At 33.6% G+C, this 23,429-nt stretch carries 19 protein-coding genes; all 19 read left to right on the plus strand.

Features of this window, described 5'->3' with window-relative positions; genetic code table 11:
• The first annotated feature begins 348 nt into the window (after positions 1 to 348).
• The 19 genes from LC076_RS06480 to dnaI all read left to right on the plus strand — a co-directional run bounded on the left by LC076_RS06480 (position 349) and on the right by dnaI (position 23,376).
• Complete coding sequence (locus tag LC076_RS06480; protein WP_226667067.1) at positions 349 to 813, plus strand: DUF441 domain-containing protein; 465 nt, start codon at positions 349 to 351, stop codon at positions 811 to 813.
• A gap of 616 nt (positions 814 to 1,429) precedes the next feature.
• The gene (citZ, locus tag LC076_RS06485; RefSeq protein WP_226667068.1) at positions 1,430 to 2,548 is read left to right on the plus strand and encodes a citrate synthase; all 1,119 of its coding nucleotides are present in this window, start codon (positions 1,430 to 1,432) and stop codon (positions 2,546 to 2,548) included.
• A gap of 284 nt (positions 2,549 to 2,832) precedes the next feature.
• Complete coding sequence (gene icd / locus LC076_RS06490; RefSeq protein ID WP_146949291.1) at positions 2,833 to 4,104, plus strand: NADP-dependent isocitrate dehydrogenase; 1,272 nt, start codon at positions 2,833 to 2,835, stop codon at positions 4,102 to 4,104.
• Positions 4,105 to 4,376: 272 nt separating this feature from the next.
• A complete protein-coding gene (mdh, locus tag LC076_RS06495; protein WP_226667069.1) occupies positions 4,377 to 5,315 on the plus strand; it encodes a malate dehydrogenase in 939 nt (312 codons plus the stop codon).
• Between the two features lie 223 nt (positions 5,316 to 5,538).
• Entirely contained in the window at positions 5,539 to 6,015 is a 477-nt protein-coding gene (locus LC076_RS06500; protein WP_226667070.1) for a MaoC/PaaZ C-terminal domain-containing protein, read from the plus strand.
• Between the two features lie 484 nt (positions 6,016 to 6,499).
• Complete coding sequence (locus LC076_RS06505; RefSeq protein ID WP_226667072.1) at positions 6,500 to 7,225, plus strand: response regulator transcription factor; 726 nt, start codon at positions 6,500 to 6,502, stop codon at positions 7,223 to 7,225.
• A complete protein-coding gene (gene pnpS, locus LC076_RS06510; protein WP_226667073.1) occupies positions 7,218 to 8,972 on the plus strand; it encodes a two-component system histidine kinase PnpS in 1,755 nt (584 codons plus the stop codon). The genes LC076_RS06505 and pnpS overlap by 8 nt, the downstream gene beginning before the upstream one ends.
• Positions 8,973 to 9,362: 390 nt before the next feature.
• On the plus strand, positions 9,363 to 10,343 hold the full coding sequence (hflK, locus tag LC076_RS06515; RefSeq protein WP_226667074.1) for an FtsH protease activity modulator HflK: 981 nt from the start codon (positions 9,363 to 9,365) through the stop codon (positions 10,341 to 10,343).
• Positions 10,333 to 11,262: a protease modulator HflC gene (hflC, locus tag LC076_RS06520; RefSeq protein WP_226667075.1), complete on the plus strand. Its 930-nt coding sequence runs from the start codon at positions 10,333 to 10,335 to the stop codon at positions 11,260 to 11,262. Before hflK ends, hflC begins: the two co-directional genes overlap by 11 nt.
• Before the next feature lie 272 nt (positions 11,263 to 11,534).
• Entirely contained in the window at positions 11,535 to 14,165 is a 2,631-nt protein-coding gene (gene polA, locus LC076_RS06525) for a DNA polymerase I (RefSeq protein ID WP_226667077.1), read from the plus strand.
• 224 nt (positions 14,166 to 14,389) lie between these two features.
• On the plus strand, positions 14,390 to 15,214 hold the full coding sequence (gene mutM, locus LC076_RS06530; RefSeq protein WP_226667078.1) for a DNA-formamidopyrimidine glycosylase: 825 nt from the start codon (positions 14,390 to 14,392) through the stop codon (positions 15,212 to 15,214).
• A 522-nt stretch (positions 15,215 to 15,736) separates the two neighbouring features.
• Positions 15,737 to 16,381, plus strand: coding sequence for a sporulation membrane protein YtaF (ytaF, locus tag LC076_RS06535; protein ID WP_226667080.1), 645 nt, complete (start codon positions 15,737 to 15,739; stop codon positions 16,379 to 16,381).
• A gap of 22 nt (positions 16,382 to 16,403) precedes the next feature.
• A complete protein-coding gene (gene coaE / locus LC076_RS06540; RefSeq protein ID WP_226667081.1) occupies positions 16,404 to 17,006 on the plus strand; it encodes a dephospho-CoA kinase in 603 nt (200 codons plus the stop codon).
• 560 nt (positions 17,007 to 17,566) lie between these two features.
• Positions 17,567 to 18,595 (plus strand): glyceraldehyde-3-phosphate dehydrogenase, encoded by a 1,029-nt coding sequence (locus tag LC076_RS06545; protein WP_226667082.1) that lies wholly within the window; start codon positions 17,567 to 17,569, stop codon positions 18,593 to 18,595.
• 458 nt (positions 18,596 to 19,053) lie between these two features.
• On the plus strand, positions 19,054 to 19,434 hold the full coding sequence (gene speD, locus LC076_RS06550) for an adenosylmethionine decarboxylase (protein WP_226667083.1): 381 nt from the start codon (positions 19,054 to 19,056) through the stop codon (positions 19,432 to 19,434).
• 145 nt (positions 19,435 to 19,579) lie between these two features.
• The gene (locus LC076_RS06555) at positions 19,580 to 19,978 is read left to right on the plus strand and encodes a cytosolic protein (protein WP_226667085.1); all 399 of its coding nucleotides are present in this window, start codon (positions 19,580 to 19,582) and stop codon (positions 19,976 to 19,978) included.
• Between the two features lie 280 nt (positions 19,979 to 20,258).
• Positions 20,259 to 20,717 (plus strand): transcriptional regulator NrdR, encoded by a 459-nt coding sequence (gene nrdR, locus LC076_RS06560; RefSeq protein WP_226667086.1) that lies wholly within the window; start codon positions 20,259 to 20,261, stop codon positions 20,715 to 20,717.
• Positions 20,718 to 20,964: 247 nt separating this feature from the next.
• The gene (locus LC076_RS06565) at positions 20,965 to 22,413 is read left to right on the plus strand and encodes a replication initiation and membrane attachment family protein (RefSeq protein ID WP_226667087.1); all 1,449 of its coding nucleotides are present in this window, start codon (positions 20,965 to 20,967) and stop codon (positions 22,411 to 22,413) included.
• A 24-nt stretch (positions 22,414 to 22,437) separates the two neighbouring features.
• Positions 22,438 to 23,376: a primosomal protein DnaI gene (gene dnaI / locus LC076_RS06570; RefSeq protein WP_226667088.1), complete on the plus strand. Its 939-nt coding sequence runs from the start codon at positions 22,438 to 22,440 to the stop codon at positions 23,374 to 23,376.
• Positions 23,377 to 23,429 lie beyond the last annotated feature (53 nt).

The raw sequence follows: 23,429 nt of genomic DNA on the forward strand, positions 1-23,429 counted from the left end.
TATAATATGAATCTTGCTTAGAAATGTGGGCCATACAGAGACCTCACATTCGGTCATCTTATAAACACCTATACCTCTAGCAAAAAGAGTTCTATTCTTATCATGGATGAGCTGAATTTCAACCAACCGATAATAGAAAACAAAGTATGTGTAACAGTCTTTGTAGAAATCACTATTAAGATCTAACAGAACAGTTTGTTTAGATAATCATTATTTAAATTTGCTCTATAAAGCATGTTTATTACAAAAATAGCTTGTTTATACTACTTGAATTGAACTCATTTAAAGAAAGAACATCCATTTCATTGTTCGTTTTAAACGTATGTGTAGGAAAGGAGAATTTACTTTATGTTTAACCAAGCTTTTTTATTTTTGGCCATTTTATTAGGGATAGGATTAATGGCTAAAAACCAAGCATTAATTATTGCATCACTTTTTCTAATGGTTATAAAAGTAATTGGACTAGAATCGAAAATATTACCAACAGTAGGTTCGAAAGGAATTAATTGGGGAGTAACTATTATTACAATAGCTGTGTTAGTGCCTATTGCTACAGGTGATATTGGGTTTAAACAATTAGGAGAAGCACTAAAGTCCGCTTACGCCTGGATTGCATTAGCATCAGGAATAGCAGTCGCAATTATTGCGAAAAATGGGCTAATTCTTTTAGCGGAAGACCCTCATATAACAACAGCACTTGTACTAGGAACAATTTTGGCGGTTTCTTTATTCAACGGTGTTGCGGTAGGGCCATTAATTGGAGCGGGGATAGCTTATCTTGCTATGCAGATTGTGAAGTTGTTTAGTTCTTAATTATTTTAATACATAATCCTCAATTTTTACCTTTATTTGGACTAATAGTTTTTCATTAAATGTACACTACTATAACAATTTTATGTTATGGTTATAGTAGTAGGATTGATTCAGTTGACCCATTTCTTAAAAAAACATTTTTCTAACAAATTTTTTGTTGTTTGAGTTGTTTTCATTCACAAAAGTCTGATAATTGTTTATAATAGGTATAGGTCAAAAAAACAGTGCCTACAAAATACTAATCCCCTTGTTAATTATGAAAAAGTACAAGTAAAAAAGATACATAAAAATCTATTCACTATGAGGATTAGAGTTTGGTTTAAAGGTCACACTGAAAGTAGTTCATTGTGTCTATTTTTTAAATTAAAAATGTAAGCATTTACTTTTTCTTTGCTTGCATGTGAGCAAGCGCTCAATCGTTTTAAAGTTTAAAGAAATGAGCATTTGGGTATTACTATTCATTGAATATTCCATTGCTCAAATAAGATTTAAGTATCTTTTTACATATGAAAACTATGAAAAAAGACATATTCAATATGTTTTCATAGTTGTTTCTGTTATTTCTTTTAAACTTTTGATGAGAAAATGGGGAATAAAAGGTAAAGGAGAGATTTATATGACAGCAACACGCGGTCTTGAAGGAATCGTAGCGACTACTTCATCTGTTAGTTCAATCATTGATGATACATTAACATATGCGGGCTATAACATTGATGATTTAGCTGAAAATGCTAGCTTTGAGGAAGTTGTCTATTTGCTATGGCACAGAAAGCTTCCAAATGTAGATCAACTAAATGAAATAAAGAAACAACTTGCGGAAAATGCAAAAATTCCACAGCAAGTTATCGACCACTTCAGAACATATCCTATCAATAGTGTGCACCCAATGGCAGCTCTTCGAACAGCTGTATCTTTACTTGGCTTATTTGATGAAGAAGCAGATGTGATGGATACAGAAGCTAATTATAGAAAAGCAATCCGTCTACAAGCACAGCTTCCAATTGTTGTAACATCTTTCGCACGTATTCGTAAAGGGTTAGAGCCAATTGAACCAAGAACTGATTTAACAATGGCTGCTAATTTCTTATACACTTTATCTGGTCAAGAGCCTGATGAAGTAGCTGTTGAAGCTTTTAACAAAGCGTTGGTTTTACATGCTGATCATGAATTAAATGCTTCTACATTTACAGCTAGAGTATGTGTGGCTACACTATCAGATGTTTATTCTGGGGTTACTGCTGCTATTGGAGCTTTAAAAGGACCTTTACATGGTGGAGCGAATGAAGCTGTAATGAAAATGCTTGCTGAAATTGGTGAAGTAGAAAACGCTGAAAGCTACATTAATGAAAAATTAGCTAATAAAGAAAAGATTATGGGATTCGGCCACCGCGTATATCGTAAGGGTGATCCTAGAGCTAAGCATTTAAGAGCAATGTCTGAAAAATTAACTAAGTTAACTGGTGAACCAAAATGGTATGAAATGTCAATGAAAGTTGAAGAACTAGTGACCTCACAAAAACCATTACCACCAAATGTTGATTTTTATTCGGCATCTGTTTACCATAGCTTAGGTATTGATCATGATTTATTTACTCCAATCTTTGCTGTTAGCCGTGTATCTGGTTGGTTAGCTCATATTCTTGAGCAGTATGAAAACAATCGTTTAATTCGTCCTCGTGCGGATTATGTTGGTCCAGATAAGCAAGTGTATACTCCGCTTGATCAACGTGGTTAAGTAAAAGATGTTTCTATAGAAAATAGTCCTCCCATTTTTTGTGGAGGATTGCTTTATGGAATCGTTACCTATATTTTATAAATAAACGTTCTGTAAGAATGTCTGTTGATCATTTGTGAAAGTATCATCAATGAAATAAAAAAGAGTGAAAATAAAATTTTTTAGATAGGTTATGTTAAGTCAACAAGTCTATCTGAAAAAAATAAAAATATCTTTACTTAAAATTTCAGAGATCTATTGATACAATAGATAATTGAAAGTACATATTTTGGGAGGTAATTATTTTGACACAAGGTGAAAAAATTTCAGTTACAAACGGAGTACTTAACGTACCAAACAATCCAGTTATCCCATTTATTGAAGGAGACGGAATTGGATCAGATATTTGGGCTGCAGCTTCACGTGTTTTAGAAGCAGCTGTTCAAAAAGCATTTAATGGTGAAAAGGAAATTGTATGGAAAGAAGTACTTGCTGGTGAGAAGGCATTTAACCAAACTGGTGAATGGTTACCTGCTGAAACATTAGATGTTATTCGTGAATACTTAATTGCAATTAAAGGACCTCTTACAACACCAATCGGTGGTGGAATTCGTTCACTGAATGTTGCTCTACGCCAAGAATTAGATTTATTTACTTGTTTACGTCCTGTACGTTATTTCCAAGGTGTACCTTCACCAGTTAAACGTCCAGAAGACACTGATATGGTTATTTTCCGTGAAAATACTGAAGATATCTATGCTGGTATTGAGTACGCAAAAGGTTCTGAAGAAGTAGAAAAATTAATCAACTTCTTGAAAAATGAGTTAGGTGTTAATAAAATCCGTTTCCCTGAAACATCTGGTATTGGTATCAAACCTGTATCTCAAGAAGGAACAAGCCGTCTTGTAAGAGCAGCAATCAACTATGCAATCGAGCATGGAAGAAAATCAGTAACACTTGTTCACAAAGGAAACATCATGAAATTCACTGAAGGTGCTTTCAAAAACTGGGGTTATGAGCTTGCTGAACAAGAATTCGGTGATAAAGTATTCACATGGGCTGAATATGACCGCATTGTTGAAAAAGATGGTAAAGATGCTGCTAACAAAGCTCAATCAGATGCAGAAGCTGCAGGCAAAATTATCATTAAAGATTCAATTGCAGATATCTTCTTACAACAAATCTTAACACGTCCTCGTGAATTTGATGTTGTTGCGACAATGAACTTAAACGGAGATTACATTTCTGATGCACTAGCAGCTCAAGTTGGTGGAATTGGTATCGCTCCTGGAGCAAACATTAACTATGAAACAGGTCATGCGATATTTGAAGCGACACACGGTACTGCTCCAAAATACGCAGGACTTGATAAAGTAAATCCATCTTCAGTACTTCTTTCAGGAGTTCTTATGCTTGAACACCTAGGTTGGACTGAAGCTGCAGATTTAATTACAAAGTCAGTTGAAAAAACAATTGCTTCTAAAGTTGTAACTTATGACTTTGCTCGTCTAATGGATGGAGCTACAGAAGTTAAATGTTCTGAATTCGCTGATGAACTAATTAAAAACATGGGGTAATAGATTGATCTAAAAGAAACACGATTTATTAGTGAATGTTAATAATAGGTTATGTTAAAACTACATGGAGACTCCTGAACGGATCGCCAAAGGAAAAAAGAGTGTTAGTTTTTTCTTTGAATGTGAATACCTGTAACGGATCAACAACACAGTTTAACAGAGCTTAAAATAAAGGGGAGCACTTTTGGTAGCAGATGAAATGTAAATATTCTCTGTAAATCTTAAGTGGCTCCCCTTTATTAGCTCATACATATCTTAAGGGGATGTTATATATGGCTAATAAACGAAAAAAGGTTTCTGTAATAGGTGGTGGCTTCACTGGAGCTACCACAGCATTTTTAATAGGTCAAAAAGAACTAGCAGATGTAGTTTTAGTAGATATTCCACAAATGGAAGATCCAACTAAAGGTAAAGCTCTAGATATGTTAGAAGCGAGTCCTGTGCAAGGATTTGATGCAAACATAACGGGTACATCAAATTATGAGGATACGTCTAATTCTGACATTGTTGTAATTACTGCAGGTATTGCTAGAAAACCTGGTATGAGTCGTGATGACTTAGTCACAACAAACGCTGGAATAATGAAAAGTGTCACAAAGGAAATTGTAAAACATTCTCCTGAATGTACAATTATCGTTTTAACTAACCCTGTTGATGCAATGACATACACTGTTTATAAGAAAGCAGGGTTCCCTAAACACCGTGTAATCGGACAATCAGGAGTGCTTGATTCAGCGCGATTCCGTACCTTTGTGGCACAAGAGCTAAATTTATCTGTAAAAGATATCACAGGATTTGTTTTAGGTGGACATGGCGATGATATGGTTCCATTGGTTCGTTATTCCTATGCTGGGGGAATACCATTAGAAACTCTTATCCCTAAAGATCGTTTAGATGCGATTGTAGAAAGAACACGAAAAGGTGGCGGAGAAATCGTTAATCTATTAGGAAACGGAAGTGCTTATTATGCACCTGCCGCTTCATTAGTAGAAATGGTTGAAGCTATTTTAAAAGATCAACGTCGCGTTCTTCCAACTATTGCCTATTTAGAAGGGGAATATGGCTATAATGGTATATACTTAGGGGTGCCAACAATATTAGGTGGTAACGGTATAGAACAAATTATTGAATTAGATCTTACAGAAGAAGAAAAAGGAGCACTTCAACAATCGGCTGACTCAGTTAAAAATGTAATGAAGGTATTATCATAATAGAGTTTGAATATACTAAGTAAATGAAAAGAAAGTTGGGGTATTGTTTCCTCAATTTTCTTTTTTATACATATTGATTCACTAAATTAAGATGTAATTAATTCTTTGAAATTTTTGCTATAGTTAAGCTTTAAGTTGATTTTAAATGCTGGTGAAATCAACAATTAAGTTAAACAGTACTAAGTGTAAAAAACATTGATCCTGAGAAAAAGGTGGTGTACTAATGCTTCTAGGTAAAAAACGAAAGCTTGGTAGACAAATTGAAGAAATAACAATTGGAGAAAAGTTATCACTAACTGAGAAAATGGAAGATAAAGATTTACTTTTGTATCTTGGTTTAACGAACGATGCCAATCCACTGTATATCCAACATGACTATGCATCACAAACACCATATGAAAAACCACTTGTACCAAGTATTATGCTGACTGGAATTATTACTGCAGCTGTTTCTAAATATCTTCCCGGTCCTGGGAGTCATATCATAAAGCAAGAGCTTGAATTTTTGAAACCAATTTATCATTATAGTGTTATTCAATTTATGTTCGAAGTTACAGAAGTGTTATTTAAGGAAAATAAGATTATTGTGCAAATTATAGCGGTAAATGGGGATGAAGAAAAAGTTTTAGAAGGCAAAATTTCAGTGTGTCCTCCATGTAAAGTTACCCCAATCGAAGGAAAAGCACTAGAAAACTTCTAAATAGTTCAAAAGATTTCAGAGAATATTTTATATATCAAACTGACTCACATTGAGCCAGTTTTTTTATTTTCCTAAACTTTGTTGTTAAAATACTGATGAAAACAACTCTGAATAAATTTCTAGTGATATTTTTCTAAAGATCCCACCTTGTTTGTATGAGATAGAATCGCAGATTTTAATAGATAAAGCTGACAATTAGCAACAATACTTCAGAAAAGAGCATTTCCTAATTTTAATTTATTTATTTAACTGGAATATCTTGTGATTTCTGTTTAGCTTCAAATTTCCTTAAGTTGGTTCTATAGGAATGAACATTGTACTTTGTCATATTGGAAGAAAAAATCTATGTTTCTATTTTTTTGAAACCAATAGTTGCTCTTTTTCACTAAAATTCGCTAGAATAGATATAACACTACACATAGAGAGAAAAAAACATGAACTAACTTGGATCATTCGAAGGGAAATACATTCTTTGGAGGCTTATATGAGTAAGAAAATATTAGTAGTAGATGATGAACAATCTATTTCAACATTGCTAAAGTATAATCTAGAACAAGCAGGTTATAGTGTGACAACAGCGATGGACGGTGAGGAAGGGCTGAATAAGTGTATAGATGAAGATCCTGATTTACTTGTATTAGATTTAATGCTACCAAAAATGGACGGAATAGAAGTCTGTAAGCAGCTTCGTCAAAGAAAGATTATGGTCCCAATATTAATGCTTACTGCTAAAGACGATGAATTTGATAAAGTACTTGGACTAGAATTGGGTGCTGATGATTATATGACAAAGCCATTTAGCCCAAGGGAAGTGGTTGCACGTATAAAAGCTATTCTAAGGAGAAGTCAAGCTCTGATCGAACCATTGGAATCGAAAGAGGCGGATGAGGAAGAAAATCAAGTGGTTATAGGAGATTTAAAGGTTTTACCTGATCATTATGAAGCTTATTATGCTAAGGAACGTCTAGATCTTACACCTAAAGAGTTTGAATTATTAATTTATTTAGCGAAACATAAGGGACGAGTTCTTACGCGAGATCAATTATTGAGTGCTGTATGGAATTATGATTTTGCTGGTGACACTAGAATTGTTGATGTACATATAAGTCATTTGCGTGAAAAGATTGAACGAAACACCAAAAAACCATTATATATAAAAACAATTAGAGGACTAGGGTATAAATTAGAGGAGCCTAAGATGAATGAGTAGGTTTCGCTCAAGGTTTTTATTTGCTCTAACGACTTTAATCATTGCAGTGTTGGTTGGTTTGGGTTTATTATTGGGGCAAATTTTTGACAGTTATTATTTGAATTCATTTAAACAAGAGTTGAAAAAAGAAGCGTTGTTAGCAAAATCAATTTATTTAGATGATGGGTTAACAATGGATGAAAAGGCTAAACTTGTTATTGATCTTAGTAAAAATTTCGGATCACATATTACAATAATTGGTTCTAATGACCAAGTTATTCTAGATGAGGGGAATGACTTTGATCACGATCATAACTATTTGTTAGATGAAATACTTCCTAAGATTAAAGCTGAGGGCAAGAATTTTTATTATACTGATAAAAGCGACAATTTGGCTTATTATAGTGTCCCACTAAAAAAAGAGGCTGTTGACGAAGGTTTTGTGGTCATAAATTCATCAACCAATTCCTTAATAAAGGTCAACCAACAAATGTGGGTTATTTTATGCGGAAGTTTAGGATTAGCATTTATTATTATTTTATTATTAGGTATTAGAATCACAGCACAATTTACACGACCGATTGAATCTGCTACACAAGTAGCAATGGAACTTGCTAAAGGAAATTATAAAGCACGCACATACGAAGACCATTTAGATGAAACTGGAATGCTAAGTCAGTCAATTAATATTCTAGCAAGAAATTTACAAGATATGACTAGGGCTCAAGAAATGCAACAAGATCGCCTTCAAACATTGATAGAAAACATGGGCAGTGGACTTATTTTAATAGATGGTAGAGGATATATAAACTTAGTTAATCTTGCATATAAAGAACTATTTGATGTAGATTCTGCAAAATTCCTTTACCAATTGTATCATGATGCTTTTACACATCACGAAATAATCGAGATTGTAGAAGAAATTTTTATGACTGAGGTAAAGGTAAGGAAACAACTTCATTTACCTATGGGAATAGAAAGAAGGCACTTTGAGGTATACGGAGCTCCTATTATTGGCACGAATGATGAATGGAAGGGTATTGTTCTTGTTTTCCATGATATTACAGAATTAAAGAAACTTGAACAAATGAGAAAAGATTTCGTTGCAAATGTATCTCATGAATTAAAAACTCCTATTACTTCAATAAAAGGTTTTAGTGAAACACTTTTAGATGGTGCTCTTAGTGATCAACAAACAGCAGAATATTTTTTATCTATCATCTTAAAAGAAAGTGATCGTTTACAAACGCTTATACAGGATCTTTTAGACTTATCTAAAATTGAGCAACAAGGATTTGAACTTTCAATTCAGAATTGTGATTTAAAAGAGGTTATTGAGGATATATCAATCATGTTAAGCGGTAAAGCAAAAGAAAAAGAGGTTGAACTATCAGTGTTCTACCCAGAGGGTTTATTATTTATTGAAGGTGATATCTATCGTTTAAAACAAATTTTTATCAATTTAATAAATAATGCACTAACTTATACGTCTAAAGGTGGATCTGTTAAAGTACACATAGAGAAACACAATGAATATGTGAATATTACAGTTTCTGACACGGGAATCGGGATAAGTACAGAAGAAATTCCACGGATATTTGAACGTTTCTACCGTGTAGACCGAGCGAGAAGTCGTAACTCTGGAGGAACAGGACTTGGGTTAGCGATAGTTAAGCATTTAGTAGAAGCACACAAAGGGCAAATAAGTGTTCAAAGTAAAGTAGGAGAGGGAACAACTTTCTCCGTGAAATTATTTAAACAAATTTAAGAAGCTTGGCCTCTATAGAATGAAATTAGTATGAAAATGGCTGAAGATGGTTATTTCGACATAATTTACAATTAATTTACACGAAGTTTATTATAGCTTAATATTTAGTTGGTATGATACAAAGTGAAAACCCCTTCATCCAAGGAGCCAATCTTTTGGACATGAGCATTATGCTCATGTCCCTTTTTTATTGCTCTTTTGAAGCAAAATGTTGTTTCGAAAAACTAAGTTAAAGTAGTCGTACATTTTAAATGAGTGTATAGAATGATAGTAAGAGGAGAATTTAGTGAATTTGTTATAAAACATGAAACTTTTATGATGTATGTTCGTATTAATGGTATGTAAATGAACATCTTAATACATAGATGAAGAGAAAAGGGTGGGGATAAGATGTTAAGTGTAAAAAGAATTTATAGCATAATCGGTTTTACCTTTTTAATTGCTATTTTAGCAGTTATTGCTTTTACTTCATGGTATACCGTTGATGAATCAGAACAAGCTGTCATGATTACGTTAGGAGAAGTTGAAGAGGGAGTTAGTGAACCTGGACTTCACTTTAAATATCCTTGGCCGATCCAATCTGTTGAAGTTCTCTCAAAGGAAACATTCAGTTTACAATTCGGGTATGAAGAATCAGAAGATGGTGAAGTAAAAGATTTTCCTAAAGAAACCAAAATGATCACAGGTGATGAGAATATAGTTTTAGCAGATATGGTTGTTCAGTGGAAAATCACAGAACCTGGAAAATACCTATTTAATGCTGAAAATCCAAAAGAAATGCTTGAAGATGCCACTTCTGCAAGCTTAAGAAGTATTATTGGTAGCTCTACCATAGATAATGCCTTAACATCAGGTAAAGTGGAAATAGAAAAGCAAGTACAAGAATTATTATCAACACTTGTTAATGATTACGATATTGGAATCACTGTTTTGGCTGTGAAGCTACAGGATGTAGATTTACCAAATGAAGAAGTAAGAAAAGCATTTACAAATGTTACTGATGCTCGTGAAACGATGAACACGAGAAAAAATGAAGCAAACAAATATAGAAATAAGCGTACTGAGGAAGCCCTTGGTGAAAAAGATGCAATTATATCCGCTGCACAAGGTGATAAGGCTGCACGTATGCAAGAAGCTCGTGGAGATGTAGCACAATTTAATGCGATTTATAATGAGTACAAAGGTGCAAAAGACATTACACGAAAACGTTTAGTATTAGAAACGATCGATCAAGTATTACCAAATGCTGAGGTTTATATTATGGAGGATAACGGAAATACAATGAAGTACTTGCCGATAAAGAATCCAACATCAACATCAACGCCTGTAGCACCTGTTGAACAGGAAGGAAGTGAAAAGAATGGACAATGATAACGTAGTAAATATGGACGAAAAAAAGCCAGCATTCTCTTTTAAAGGATATCTCCGTGGAGGTATTACTTTACTAATTATTTTATTAATTCTTATCATAACCTTAACAAATTTATATATCGTAAAAGAAAATGAGTATAAAGTTGTTCGTCAATTCGGAGAGGTAGTAAGAATAATTGAAGAACCTGGTTTAAATTATAAAATTCCATTCATACAATCAGTCACAACTCTACCAAAATATCAAATGACTTATAACGTACAAGAAGCAGAGATTAATACGAAAGATAAAAAGCGGCTAATTATCGATAACTATACGGTTTGGCATATTGAAGATCCTAAACAAATGATTTCTAATGCACGAACAATCGTAAACGCGGAAACAAAAATGGCAGAGTTTGTTTTTTCTACAGTTCGATCTGAGCTAGGTCAATTAGATTACGATCAAATTATCAATGATGAAAAGTCATCAAGAGGTAGCTTAAATGATAAAGTGACTGATATTGTAAATGAATTATTAGAAAAAGATGGTTATGGTATAGAAGTTACCGATGTAAGAATGAAACGAACTGATTTACCAGCAGAAAATGAACAATCAGTATTCACTCGAATGATCTCAGAACGCGAATCAACGGCACAAGGCTATTTATCTAAAGGTGATGCCGAAAAGAATAGAATCATTGCTAATACTGACAAAGAAGTAAAAGAAATGTTGGCGGAGGCTAAGGCAGAAGCTGAAATCATCCGAAGTGAAGGGGAAAGTGAAGCTGCGAAACAATATAACACAGCATATTCAAAAGACCCGGAATTTTATGAGTTATTTAGAACTCTCCAATCATATAAACAAACAATTAATGATGAAACAGTATTGATCATACCATTTGATTCTCCATATGCTAACTTACTTAAGGGTAGCGAATAATAACATTTGAGAACCACTGTTTTCCTTTCTATTTAGACTCATGATAAAATAGAGAGGGAAGCTTATGGTTCTTTTTTATTGATTGACTCATCAACATAGTTGTACTTATTTCAAATCTGCTTCTCATTTCCCAAGTGATGATCATACAGTATAACCAAAAAATTTCTATAAGGTATAAAGACTTGACTTGGTAGTAGATTTTTTCCAAGTGAATTTTATCGACAAACTATATTTTTAACATCTTATTACCCTAGTTATTGGAGGATTAAAAATTGACGAAAAAGAAAATTGTTTTAATTGATGGTAACAGTATTGCTTATAGAGCGTTCTTTGCTCTTCCGTTATTGAATAATGATAAAGGTGTACATACGAATGCAATTTATGGATTCACGATGATTCTTATGAAAATTCTTGAGGATGAAAAACCATCACATATGCTTGTTGCTTTTGATGCAGGTAAAACTACATTTAGACACAAAACGTTTCAAGAATATAAAGGTGGACGACAAAAGACTCCTCCTGAATTATCAGAGCAATTTCCATTTATTCGAGAATTATTGGATGCTTATCAAGTGTCACGTTATGAGCTTGAAAATTATGAAGCTGATGATATTATTGGTACGCTTTCTAGACAAGCGGAAAAGGAAGATTATGAAGTTAAAGTGATATCAGGAGACAAGGATTTAACACAATTAGTAACAAATAAGATAACGGTTGATATTACACGTAAAGGAATTACTGATGTTGATTCGTACACTCCTGATTTTGTTCAAGAGAAATATGGATTAACTCCTGACCAAATAATAGACATGAAAGGCTTAATGGGTGATACCTCAGATAATATTCCTGGTGTGCCAGGTGTGGGTGAAAAAACAGCGATTAAGCTTTTAAAGGAATTTTCTACATTAGAAAATGTGTTGAATTCTGTTGAACAAGTGAGCGGTAAAAAATTAAAAGAAAAGCTTGAGGAAAATAAAGAGCAAGCATTGATGAGTAAAGAGCTTGCCACAATTGATTGTGATGCGCCAATTTCGATTGGATTAAGTGAATTAGAATATGAAGGATTTGATCAACAAAAGGTAGCGAATATCTTTAAAGAACTAGGCTTTAATTCATTATTAGATAAAGTTGGCGAAGAAGCAGAGCAAGAAGTAGCGGTAGATGAAATTAGTTTTAGCCATGTGACAGATTTTACGGATGAAGTGTTAACAGAGGAATGCGTACTTTTTGTTGAAGTACTTGAAGAAAGCTACCATCAAGCTGATATTATAGGACTATCCATCGTAAATAAAAATGGTTTATTTTATGTACCTGCCGATAGTGCATTATCATCTGAAACGTTTAAAAATTGGGCTGAAGATGAGTCAAATAAGAAAATTGTTTATGATGGAAAGAAAACAACTGTTGCATTAAAATGGAAAGATATTTCATTAAAAGGAATTACTTTTGATGTACTCATCGCTGCTTATTTACTTAATCCTTCAGCAACTTTTGAAGATGTTTCAAGTGTTGCAAAGACAAACGGATTAACAATAGTTGGATCAGATGAAAGTGTTTATGGCAAAGGAGCAAAACGATCGATTCCTAGTGTTGAGAATTTAAGTGAGCACATTGTTAGAAAAGGACAAGCACTTTTTGATTTGAAAGAAAAGTTAGAAGAACAATTAGCTGACAATGATCAATCTTCATTGCTTTATGACTTAGAAATGCCACTATCTCTTATTCTTGCTGAAATGGAAGCAACAGGCGTGAAGGTAGATGTAGAACAGTTAAAAGCTATGGGGAAAAATCTTGCTGAAAAATTAACATCGCTTGAAGAAAAAATATTTGAGCATGCTGGTGAATCTTTTAATATTAATTCTCCAAAGCAATTAGGTGTTGTCTTATTTGAAAAATTAGGTTTACCTGCAATGAAGAAAACAAAAACAGGGTACTCAACTTCAGCAGATGTTTTGGAGAAACTTGAAGAAAAACATGAAATTGTAAAAGAAATTCTTCACTATCGTCAACTAGGTAAGTTGCAATCAACTTATATTGAAGGATTATTAAAGGTTGTTCATGAAGATACCCATAAAATTCATACACGCTTTAACCAAGTGCTAACAACAACAGGAAGACTAAGTTCAATCGATCCAAATCTTCAAAATATTCCTATTCGCCTTGAAGAGGGGCGTAAGATAAGGCAAGCGTTTGTTCCATCAAATAAGGATTGGGTTATCTTTGCTGCAGACTATTCTCAAATTGAATTAAGAGTTTTAGCTCATATAGCTAATGATCAAAATCTTGTGGATGCTTTTAGAAATGATCTAGATATTCATACAAAAACAGCGATGGATGTATTTCATGTGGAGCAGGAAGAAGTGACTTCTAACATGAGAAGGCAAGCCAAAGCAGTCAACTTCGGAATAGTTTATGGAATTAGTGATTATGGACTTTCGCAAAATCTTGGAATTACCCGTAAGGAAGCAGGAGAGTTTATTAAAAGGTATTTAGAAACTTTTGTTGGTGTTCAAGAATATATGGATGATATTGTTGCAGATGCAAGAGGGAAGGGCTATGTTAAAACTTTACTACACAGAAGAAGGTATATTCCAGAACTCACAAGTCGGAATTTTAATATTAGAAGCTTTGCTGAAAGAACGGCTATGAATACGCCAATTCAAGGTAGTGCAGCTGATATTATTAAAAAGGCTATGATTGATATGGCGGATCGGCTTAAAGTAGAAAAACTTCAAACGAAATTATTACTACAAGTACATGATGAATTAATCTTTGAAGCTCCAAAGAATGAAATAGCCATTCTTGAAAAAATCGTTCCAGAAGTAATGGAGAATGCTGTGGAGTTAAATGTTCCATTAAAGGTCGATTATTCATTTGGTGATTCTTGGTATGATGCTAAATAATTGAATGTAATCAATGATAAGGGGGGCTGTATTTCTGGAATAAAAACGATATCCCCCCTTGGTGAGTTCTCTTTTTTTACGATGGTGAATCAAATGGCGTCATCACAGGAGACCTCACAGTAAGCATCTCATCACGTTCTTTGTACGTCTTAAGTAGAGAAGACTTAACTTGAGAAGAAATCAACAGGTGCTTATAACAGAGCTTAATAAAAGGATGTGTTTCTATGCCAGAGCTACCAGAGGTTGAAACTGTTCGACGAACCTTACTTCAGCTTGTTAAAGGAAAAACAATTAAAAAAGTTACATTACATTGGCCGAAGATGATTAAAAAGCCAGAAGATCCAGAACAATTTGTTGATGCTTTAATTGGACAAACGATCCATGATGTTAATCGTAGAGGGAAATTCTTAAAGTTTATTTTAGACGATTATGTACTTGTTTCTCATTTGCGCATGGAAGGTAGATACGGATTGTATGAACAGAATGAAGAGTATGATAAGCATACACATGCTATCTTTTCATTTACTGATAAAACAGAACTACGATATCGAGATGTACGTAAATTCGGAACCATGCACTTATTTAAAAAGGGCTTAGAAGAAAAAGAACTACCACTATCGCAGTTAGGACCAGAACCATTTTCAGAAATATTTACATCTACCTATTTGGAAGAAAGATTAAAGAAAACAACAAGAAAAGTTAAATCAGCTTTGTTGGATCAAATAATCGTTGTGGGACTTGGGAATATCTATGTTGATGAGGCTCTATTTCGATCAGGGATACATCCAGAACGAATAGCAAATACATTAACGAAAAAAGAGTATAAACTTTTACATAAAGAAATTATTTTAACCTTAGAAGAAGCTGTTGCACAAGGTGGAAGCACCGTACGCTCCTATGTTAATACACAGGGTGAAATCGGTATGTTTCAATTACAACTATTTGTATATGGCAGAACAAATGAGCCTTGTAAAAGGTGCGAAACACCACTTACAAAAACTGTAGTAGGTGGAAGAGGTACTCATTTTTGTAGCAAGTGTCAGAGCTAAATAACTAATTTTAGGAAGGTAAGAGGCATTTTTGTGCTTTTTACCTTTTTTATTTTGGAACTAATCAGAAGACACTAGATTTCTTAGGGTGTTTGAGCAGGATCATGAAGTTACAGAAACTTAAGGAATTTGTTAGATGAAATCTTTTATCAGGAGCGTTATGGTACAACTTCCTTCCTAACAACTTATAAAATTCATTAAAGCTGTTTTCTCAAATCTTGTTTTTTTAATACTTGAAGGAAACGGTACTTTATAAAAACTAGTGGCATCTGAATAGTACCTTTTATGCGGTGAAAACACAGTTTATAACAGAGAATTAGGTCATTTAGCAACAATTTTTCAGAAAGGAGTCTTACATAAAGACAGTTGTCGATTTAATGATGATTTTTTTAGTTACTATTTAAACAAAGTTGAGCATAAAGATATCCATAAACTTCTTCAATGAAAATAAAACCTTCTTTAACATTATATAGGCTATTATCATACACTATGTTAGCAATTAGAAGGAAGGGGCTAGGCTTTATGGTTCAGTATGTATCATTATTGTTGTTAGCATTTGCAGTAAGCTTAGATAGCTTTTCAGTAGGGTTTACGTATGGCATGAGAAAAATGAGGATTCCATTTAAATCAATTATCGTGATTGCCTGTTGTTCTGCAGCAACCATGCTTGGAGCAATGTTAGTTGGTGATTTACTAACAAAGATTTTTCCTGTTTATATAACAGAACGGCTTGGCGGACTTATTTTAGTCCTTATCGGTGCTTGGGTTTTATATCAATTTTTTCGGCCCGCAAAAGATTGTTCAGGAGAAGAAGAAGGAAATGAAGAAAAAACATTAATTAACTTTGAGATAAAAACACTTGGAATTGTAATAAATATTCTAAGAAAGCCGATGTCTGCAGACATTGATAAATCTGGAACAATAACTGGTATTGAGGCCTTCTTACTAGGTTTTGCTTTATCCTTAGATGCATTAGGAGCTGGTATAGGTGCATCTTTATTAGGATATTCTCCAATTATAATGAGCATCCTTGTCGCTTGTATGAGTTCATTGTTTGTTTCCATAGGTATTCGATCAGGAAATATCTTATCAAGATTTAGTTGGATGGACAAATTTTCTTGCCTCCCGGGTATCATTCTCATTATGATAGGGATATGGAAAATTTAAGTACGTACTGGAGGAAAAGTCTGTGACGATTGTTATTGGTTTAACTGGTGGAATTGCAAGTGGAAAAAGTACAGTGTCTAGCATGCTAAGAGAAAAGAGAATTTGTGTCATTGATGCTGATCACATTGCAAGATTTGTTGTAGAGGTTGGAGCACCTGCGTATAACCAAATTGTCCAAGAGTTTGGTGAAGGTATCTTAAAAGAAGATAAAACAATAAACCGTGAAAAGCTTGGAGAAATTATTTTTTCAGATAATAAGCAACGTGAAAAATTAAATAAGATTGTACATCCAGCAGTTAGGAAAGAAATGTTAACACAAGTTGAAGAAGAAAAAAGGAAGCAAGCTCATGCTGTGGTATTAGATATCCCTTTATTATTTGAAAGTAAACTAACCTATATGGTCGATACTATTTTACTTGTTTATGTTGATCGAAAAACACAGATTAAACGATTAATGGAGCGTAACGATTACACTGAGAAAGAGGCTGAAATGAGAATCAAATCACAATTGCCTCTAGATGATAAACGTAAACTTGCCGATCATATTATTGATAATAATGGAACTTTAGAAGAAACAACCCTTCAGTTAAATAAGTTATTGAACAAAGTGCTTTCAACCAGGTGATGATTGTCATAAATGATGTTATGTATTTTGGGACCTGTTACATGCTACATATGCAAGTGAATAGCACGTCCCTTGTTAATCGATAATTAACAACAAGTTATGTTAAGAGGTTGGAACATAAGTATGTAAGTTAATGATAAACCCGAATTATTAGGTGATATGTCAAGTAAACATTCGCCTAATAGTTCGGGTTTTTATTTGCCGTCTTCAATAGCTTTGTGATTTTAAATACTATTTTTAAGAACTTAGTGGAATGGAGCGGAAGACACTAGGGCACCTACGGGAAATGAGGAAAGGCTGAGACCCCGCAGGCTTGCCGAGGAGGCGCAGATTCCTCCCCGTGGAAAGCGAGTGTCTGCAGCGCAATGGAACGAACCTGTTTCTTTCAGCTTAACTGATTTAGATTTATTCATCTTTATGTATGTTTTCTTAAATTGTGTCCCAGACTCATTTTTTTGAATATAAACAAGAAAATCATCGCATATCTCGATATATGTGTTATACTTAATAAGAAAATAATTGTTAATAGTATAACGTATATAAGTGAGAGGGGTAATATGATGAGAGCCAATATTGCAATAAATGGTTTTGGTCGTATTGGGAGAATGGTCTTTCGTAATGCAATGATGCAAGGTTTGAATATAAAAGTAATAAATGCAAGTTATCCACCAGAAACACTTGCACATTTAATTAAGTATGACACAAATCATGGAAGATTTGATGGCAGTGTACTTGTAGAAAATAATCACTTAATTGTAAACGGTAACAAAGTGACTCTTATTAATGAAAGAAATCCTGAAAATCTCCCTTGGGAAAAATTAGGTATTGATATTGTAATCGAAGCTACAGGGAAATTTAATCATAGAGAAAAAGCAATTCTTCATATTTCAGCTGGTGCAAAAAAGGTGATTTTAACTGCACCGGGTAAGAAAGAAGATTTAACTGTCGTTATGGGGGTAAATGAAGATATCTATAATGCAGATCATCATCATATTATTTCTAATGCATCATGTACCACTAATTGCTTAGCTCCTGTAATGAAAGTACTCGATGAAAATTTTAAAGTAAAAAATGGATTGATGACAACTGTTCACGCTTATACAAATGATCAAAACAATATTGATAACCCTCATAAAGATTTGAGGAGAGCAAGAGCCTGTGGGCAATCAATTATTCCTACAACAACAGGAGCTGCAAAAGCACTAGAATTGGTGTTACCTCATCTAAAGGGAAAGCTACATGGAATGGCATTACGGGTTCCTACACCAAATGTATCATTAGTTGATTTAGTCGTCGATGTAGAAAGAGCAGTTTCAGTTGAAGAGGTAAATAGTGTTTTTCAACATGCGGCAAAAGGTGATCTAAAAGGGATTATCGAGTTTACAACTGAACCATTAGTGTCAATTGATTTTAATACAAATCCCAATTCAGCAATAATTGATGGTCTCTCTACAATGGTAATGGAAAAGCATAAAATTAAAGTTTTAGCTTGGTACGATAATGAATGGGGCTATTCATGCAGAGTAACTGATCTTACACAAATGATTGAGAATAAAATGAGTCATATGTTGGAAATTTCAAGAAGATAATTTATTACATCCTTTTAGTGTGGTACTGCTGCTTCGATCAGAGACTATTATGCTCCGCAAGCTGTATCACCATTTGAAAAGGACGCCTCATGCTGTAACGATGGATGAGTGACTAAGTTTATAGTGTAATCCGCACACCTAGTGATGAGAAAATCACAACGTTGTGCGGTTTTTTATTGTGGTTTTATCATGGAATATTATATAAGGAAATGAGGAAAATATAAAAGGAATTCCCCTTGACCTTTTACGAATAACAAATTTTTTTGAAAAAGTTTGTTGCAAAACATATATAAACAAAGTATACTATTTTTCGTGAACTTCTTATGAAAAGCCAAGGTGTTAAAGGCTACTTAAAGGGTTAGGACCTCTCTGGACTAACTTTCCCCCGTGGTAGTTACACATATACCATTAAGCAGAGAATTCATGTAAAAAAATAGTTAAAGGGGGATCCATTAAATATGGAAACAATGGGTAGACACGTTATCTCAGAATTATGGGGTTGCGATTTTGATAAGTTAAATGATATGGATTACATTGAAAAAACATTTGTGAATGCGGCTTTAAAGTCTGGTGCAGAAATTAGAGAGGTTGCTTTTCATAAGTTTGCTCCACAGGGAGTGAGCGGAGTAGTTATTATTTCTGAATCTCACCTAACAATTCACAGCTTTCCTGAGCATGGTTATGCAAGTATTGATGTTTATACATGTGGAGATTTAAATCCTAATATTGCTGCAGATCATATTGCTGAATCTTTAGGTGCTCAAACTCGTGAGAATATCGAGATTCCTAGAGGAATGGGGCCTGTTCAAATTAAGCAAGCTCAAGCAAAAGTTCTTTAATTTTCGATTGAAATTGAACAATTCGTTAAGAGGTGTGGATTATTTAATCCCCACCTCTTTTTATTATTGCAAAATTTCAGTATGATAGTAGATAGAATAACTTTCGACACTAAAAGTAAAATATAAGCTAAAGGGGATAAAAATAATGAGTTTTGTTAATAAACTAAAAGACATTTTTAGTACACACCAAGAAACGCGAGAAAATCATTATAATCCAGATTTGAAAAGTCATTATTATAAAACAACCTATAAAAATGCGTTGCAATCTGTTAAATCTATTATTGAAGAAACAAAAGGTATGACGATAACGTCTGTATCAGAAGATCGCGGGGAAATGAGTGTTAACATCGACCGTCCGAAGAAGGGATTTCTAATTGTAACAATTATATCTGTCCGACCATATGAAACAGCAGTTGATTTTACAGCTACAACAAACACTGTGTTACCGACCGATTTTGGGTATAGTAAAAAGGTGATACTAGAGCTTTATAAAAAGCTTGATAAAAAAGAAAATTTTATAGGAACAGGTAAAAGTGGTAAATAACAAAGGCTGTTTTCGCAAACTTTGTTGATTTTAAATACCTGAAGCAATCAGCACTATATTAAATCTAGTGGCATCTTTTCTTCATACGATAGAACCCTTATAGTGAAATTACACTGTTTTCACTATAAATTTTGGTTACATAGCAACAATCGTTCAGGAAAGAGCCATAACAAAAGTGCCTTTGCATTATTCTAGTACATAGTAAAAGTATTTCGTTATTCCAATGAATGGCAAATAAATAGTTAAATCATATTTGAGATTTTGATTGGAGTTGGATTTTATGAAATGCCCTTCATGTCAACACAATGGGACAAGAGTGTTAGATTCTAGACCTGTAGATGAAAGTAAGTCTATTAGACGTCGACGTGAATGTGAAGAATGTCAATATCGTTTTACGACGTTCGAGAAAGTTGAAGAAATACCTTTGATTGTGGTAAAAAAAGAAGGAACACGTGAAGAATTTAGCAGAGAAAAAATCTTAAGAGGGCTAATTAAAGCATGTGAAAAAAGACCAGTTCCATTGCAAGTATTAGAAGATCTTGTCCATGATATAGAAAAGGAATTAAGAAACCAAGGTGTATCAGAAATAAATAGTGAACATGTCGGGGAGATGGTGATGAGTCGTCTAGCAACAATTGATGAAGTTGCATATGTACGGTTTGCATCAGTATACCGACAATTTAAAGATATAAATGTTTTTATTGATGAATTAACAGATTTAATCAAAAAAGTAAGATAAAAGAGAAAGAGCTAGTAAAGAATATATTCTTATAGCTCTTTTTTCAGTGAATATGAGAACAATTTGCAAACAACCTGACTAGAAAAAGAAATCACGCCCCATTCAGGGAGTTTATATCAGCTTAGGATATGTCTTGATCACTGAGGTGGCAGGATTCGAACATGAATCAACTTTAGAACGTGTAACAGAAGCTTCTCGTTAATGATAATAGAAAGAAAACAATTATGTCATGAAAGGTTTGAAGGGGATGGATCAGCATCATTGGAAAGAAATTCTTGCAATAGATCGTTATAAAGTGAAAAGTAATTCAGTTCTTAACGATCTTGATCGTAAGATTTTAACACTATTATATCAGCCTTTAATTGGATCAAAATGTTTTAGTCTTTACATGACACTTTGGGGAGAGCTTGAACAAAGTCGAATTTGGAGTGGTGAAAAAACACACCACACGTTGATGACGATTATGCAAAGTAATCTTCGTGATATTTATCATGAACGTATAAAACTAGAGGGATTAGGCTTATTGAAAACTTATGTGAATGAATTAGATGATTCAAAACGATACATTTATGAACTTCATGCTCCTTTAAAGCCAAATGAGTTTTTCCAAGATGGTGTGTTAAATGTTTATTTGTATAATCGGGTTGGCAAGAATACATTTCTACACTTGAAGAATTTTTTCTCAGATGATCGAATTGAATTAGAAATGGATGAAATCACAAAATCCTTTGATGAAGTATTTGATTCTGGCCAATCTGCAGGTATGATCGCTAAAATAAATAATGAGACGATGGAAGATTTAACATTACAATTAGATAAAGAATATATGCAAACTGGTAACCATGCGTCAATGGAAGTATCCGATGATGCCTTTGATTTCGATTTGTTTTTATCAGGTCTTTCTACTGCCATTATCCCTTCAAAATCAATTACAGCAGCTGTTAAAGATGTTATCAAAAAACTTTCATATTTATACGGGATCAGTGCAATTGATATGAAAAATGTTGTCATGAACAGTATTGATCAAAATGATCATATAGATCTTGAGCTTTTACGTAGATCTGCACGTGATTGGTATCAATTTCAATACGGAGATGAGCTTCCGGGATTGGTAGATAAATATCAACCTCTGCCGTTAAGGTCAGAAATCAAAAGTAAAAACTTGTCCAAAGAAGAAGAGTTAATTTTACAATTGGAATCTATCTCACCAAGGAAATTTTTAATTGATGTTTCTGGAGGTGTAGCACCTACTGCTAGTGATTTGAAAATCATTGAAGATGTTATGATTAATCAAAAGTTACACCCAGGAGTTATAAACGTATTAATCTATTATGTGATGTTAAAAACAGATATGAAGCTTACTAAAGGATATGTAGAGAAAATCGCTAGTCATTGGAAACGTAAAGAAATTATGACAGTGAAAGCAGCGATGGAATTAGCGAAAAACGAGCATCGCCAATATCAACAGTGGGCAGAAGAAAATGCAACTAAGAAGAAAACAAATTATAAAAAAGCGCCAGTTCGAAAAGAATTGTTACCTTCCTGGCTTGATCAAGACCAAGAGAATTCAACTAAAAAAGTTGAAACAACAAAAGCGGATGAAAAAACAGATCTTGAACGTGAGCAATTTGAACGTGAAAAGAAGAGATTATTTGATCGAATAAAAAACTACAAAGATAATAAAACAAAAGATTAGTAAAAGAACAGAGGTGAAAAAAGAATGGAGCATATGAGTAAATCCCTAAAAAAGTTACAAAGTAGACCAGATTTTAAGGATCGTTATAATGATTTAAGAAAACAAGTACTGAATGATCCGGATGTACAAGCTTTTATCACAAATCATTCCGCTGACATTGAAAGTGGAATGATCGATAGAAGTATAGGTAAACTATTTGAATTCACCAATCAAAGTAAAAATTGTAAGAAATGTCCTTCTTTATCACAATGTAAAAATTTATTACAAGGTTATCACCCAAGATTAAAAATTGTAGGAAGAATGATTGATGTTCAATATGACAAATGTCCAACAAAGGAAACACATGATGAGCGAAAGAAACATGAATCGCTGATAAAAAGTATGTATATTCCTAAAGATATTTTGGAAGCTCAATTTCATAATATTGATGTAGATGTAGAGGAAACAAGTAGATTAAAAGCAATAAGTATCGCCCAAGACTTCGTAGAAGAATATAATAACGGAAAACGCCCAAAAGGATTATATTTATATGGCTCCTTTGGAATCGGTAAAACCTATATATTAGGAGCTATTGCAAATGAATTAGCTTCACATCGAGTATCATCGATGTTAGTTTATGTTCCGGAATTCATGAGAGAGTTAAAAGGATCGTTCCAGGATTCATCATTAGATGAAAAGTTAGACGCGGTAAAGAAAATACCTGTTTTAATGTTAGACGACATAGGTGCTGAATCTGTATCAAGTTGGATGCGTGATGAAATTTTAGGAACCATCTTACAATATCGGATGCTAGAAAATTTACCAACATTCTTTTCTTCTAACTTTGATTTAAAACAACTACAACATCATTTAGCTGTATCACAACGTGGTGAAGAAGAACCAGTTAAGGCAGCAAGAATTTTAGAACGAATCAAACATATGTCAATTCCAATTGAGCTGATTGGGAAAAATCGAAGAGGGTAATGACTCTTATAAGAGAAGCTTCAATAAAGTGAAAAGCTGCGACCATACAGGAT

This window comes from Metabacillus litoralis (assembly GCF_020524045.1).
GTDB classification, from domain to species: Bacteria; Bacillota; Bacilli; order Bacillales; family Bacillaceae; genus Metabacillus; species Metabacillus litoralis_C.

Bases quoted from the DNA above. Each gene is read 5' to 3' on its own strand.
- dnaI (WP_226667088.1), top strand. From the start codon at position 22,438: ATGGAGCATATGAGTAAATCCCTAAAAAAGTTACAAAGTAGACCAGAT.
- citZ (WP_226667068.1), top strand. From the start codon at position 1,430: ATGACAGCAACACGCGGTCTTGAAGGAATCGTAGCGACTACTTCATCT.
- ytaF (WP_226667080.1), top strand. From the start codon at position 15,737: ATGGTTCAGTATGTATCATTATTGTTGTTAGCATTTGCAGTAAGCTTA.
- LC076_RS06555 (WP_226667085.1), top strand. From the start codon at position 19,580: ATGAGTTTTGTTAATAAACTAAAAGACATTTTTAGTACACACCAAGAA.
- LC076_RS06545 (WP_226667082.1), top strand. From the start codon at position 17,567: ATGAGAGCCAATATTGCAATAAATGGTTTTGGTCGTATTGGGAGAATG.
- mdh (WP_226667069.1), top strand. From the start codon at position 4,377: ATGGCTAATAAACGAAAAAAGGTTTCTGTAATAGGTGGTGGCTTCACT.
- pnpS (WP_226667073.1), top strand. From the start codon at position 7,218: ATGAGTAGGTTTCGCTCAAGGTTTTTATTTGCTCTAACGACTTTAATC.
- mutM (WP_226667078.1), top strand. From the start codon at position 14,390: ATGCCAGAGCTACCAGAGGTTGAAACTGTTCGACGAACCTTACTTCAG.
- LC076_RS06505 (WP_226667072.1), top strand. From the start codon at position 6,500: ATGAGTAAGAAAATATTAGTAGTAGATGATGAACAATCTATTTCAACA.
- hflC (WP_226667075.1), top strand. From the start codon at position 10,333: ATGGACAATGATAACGTAGTAAATATGGACGAAAAAAAGCCAGCATTC.
- LC076_RS06480 (WP_226667067.1), top strand. From the start codon at position 349: ATGTTTAACCAAGCTTTTTTATTTTTGGCCATTTTATTAGGGATAGGA.
- LC076_RS06500 (WP_226667070.1), top strand. From the start codon at position 5,539: ATGCTTCTAGGTAAAAAACGAAAGCTTGGTAGACAAATTGAAGAAATA.
- LC076_RS06565 (WP_226667087.1), top strand. From the start codon at position 20,965: ATGGATCAGCATCATTGGAAAGAAATTCTTGCAATAGATCGTTATAAA.
- nrdR (WP_226667086.1), top strand. From the start codon at position 20,259: ATGAAATGCCCTTCATGTCAACACAATGGGACAAGAGTGTTAGATTCT.
- hflK (WP_226667074.1), top strand. From the start codon at position 9,363: ATGTTAAGTGTAAAAAGAATTTATAGCATAATCGGTTTTACCTTTTTA.
- speD (WP_226667083.1), top strand. From the start codon at position 19,054: ATGGAAACAATGGGTAGACACGTTATCTCAGAATTATGGGGTTGCGAT.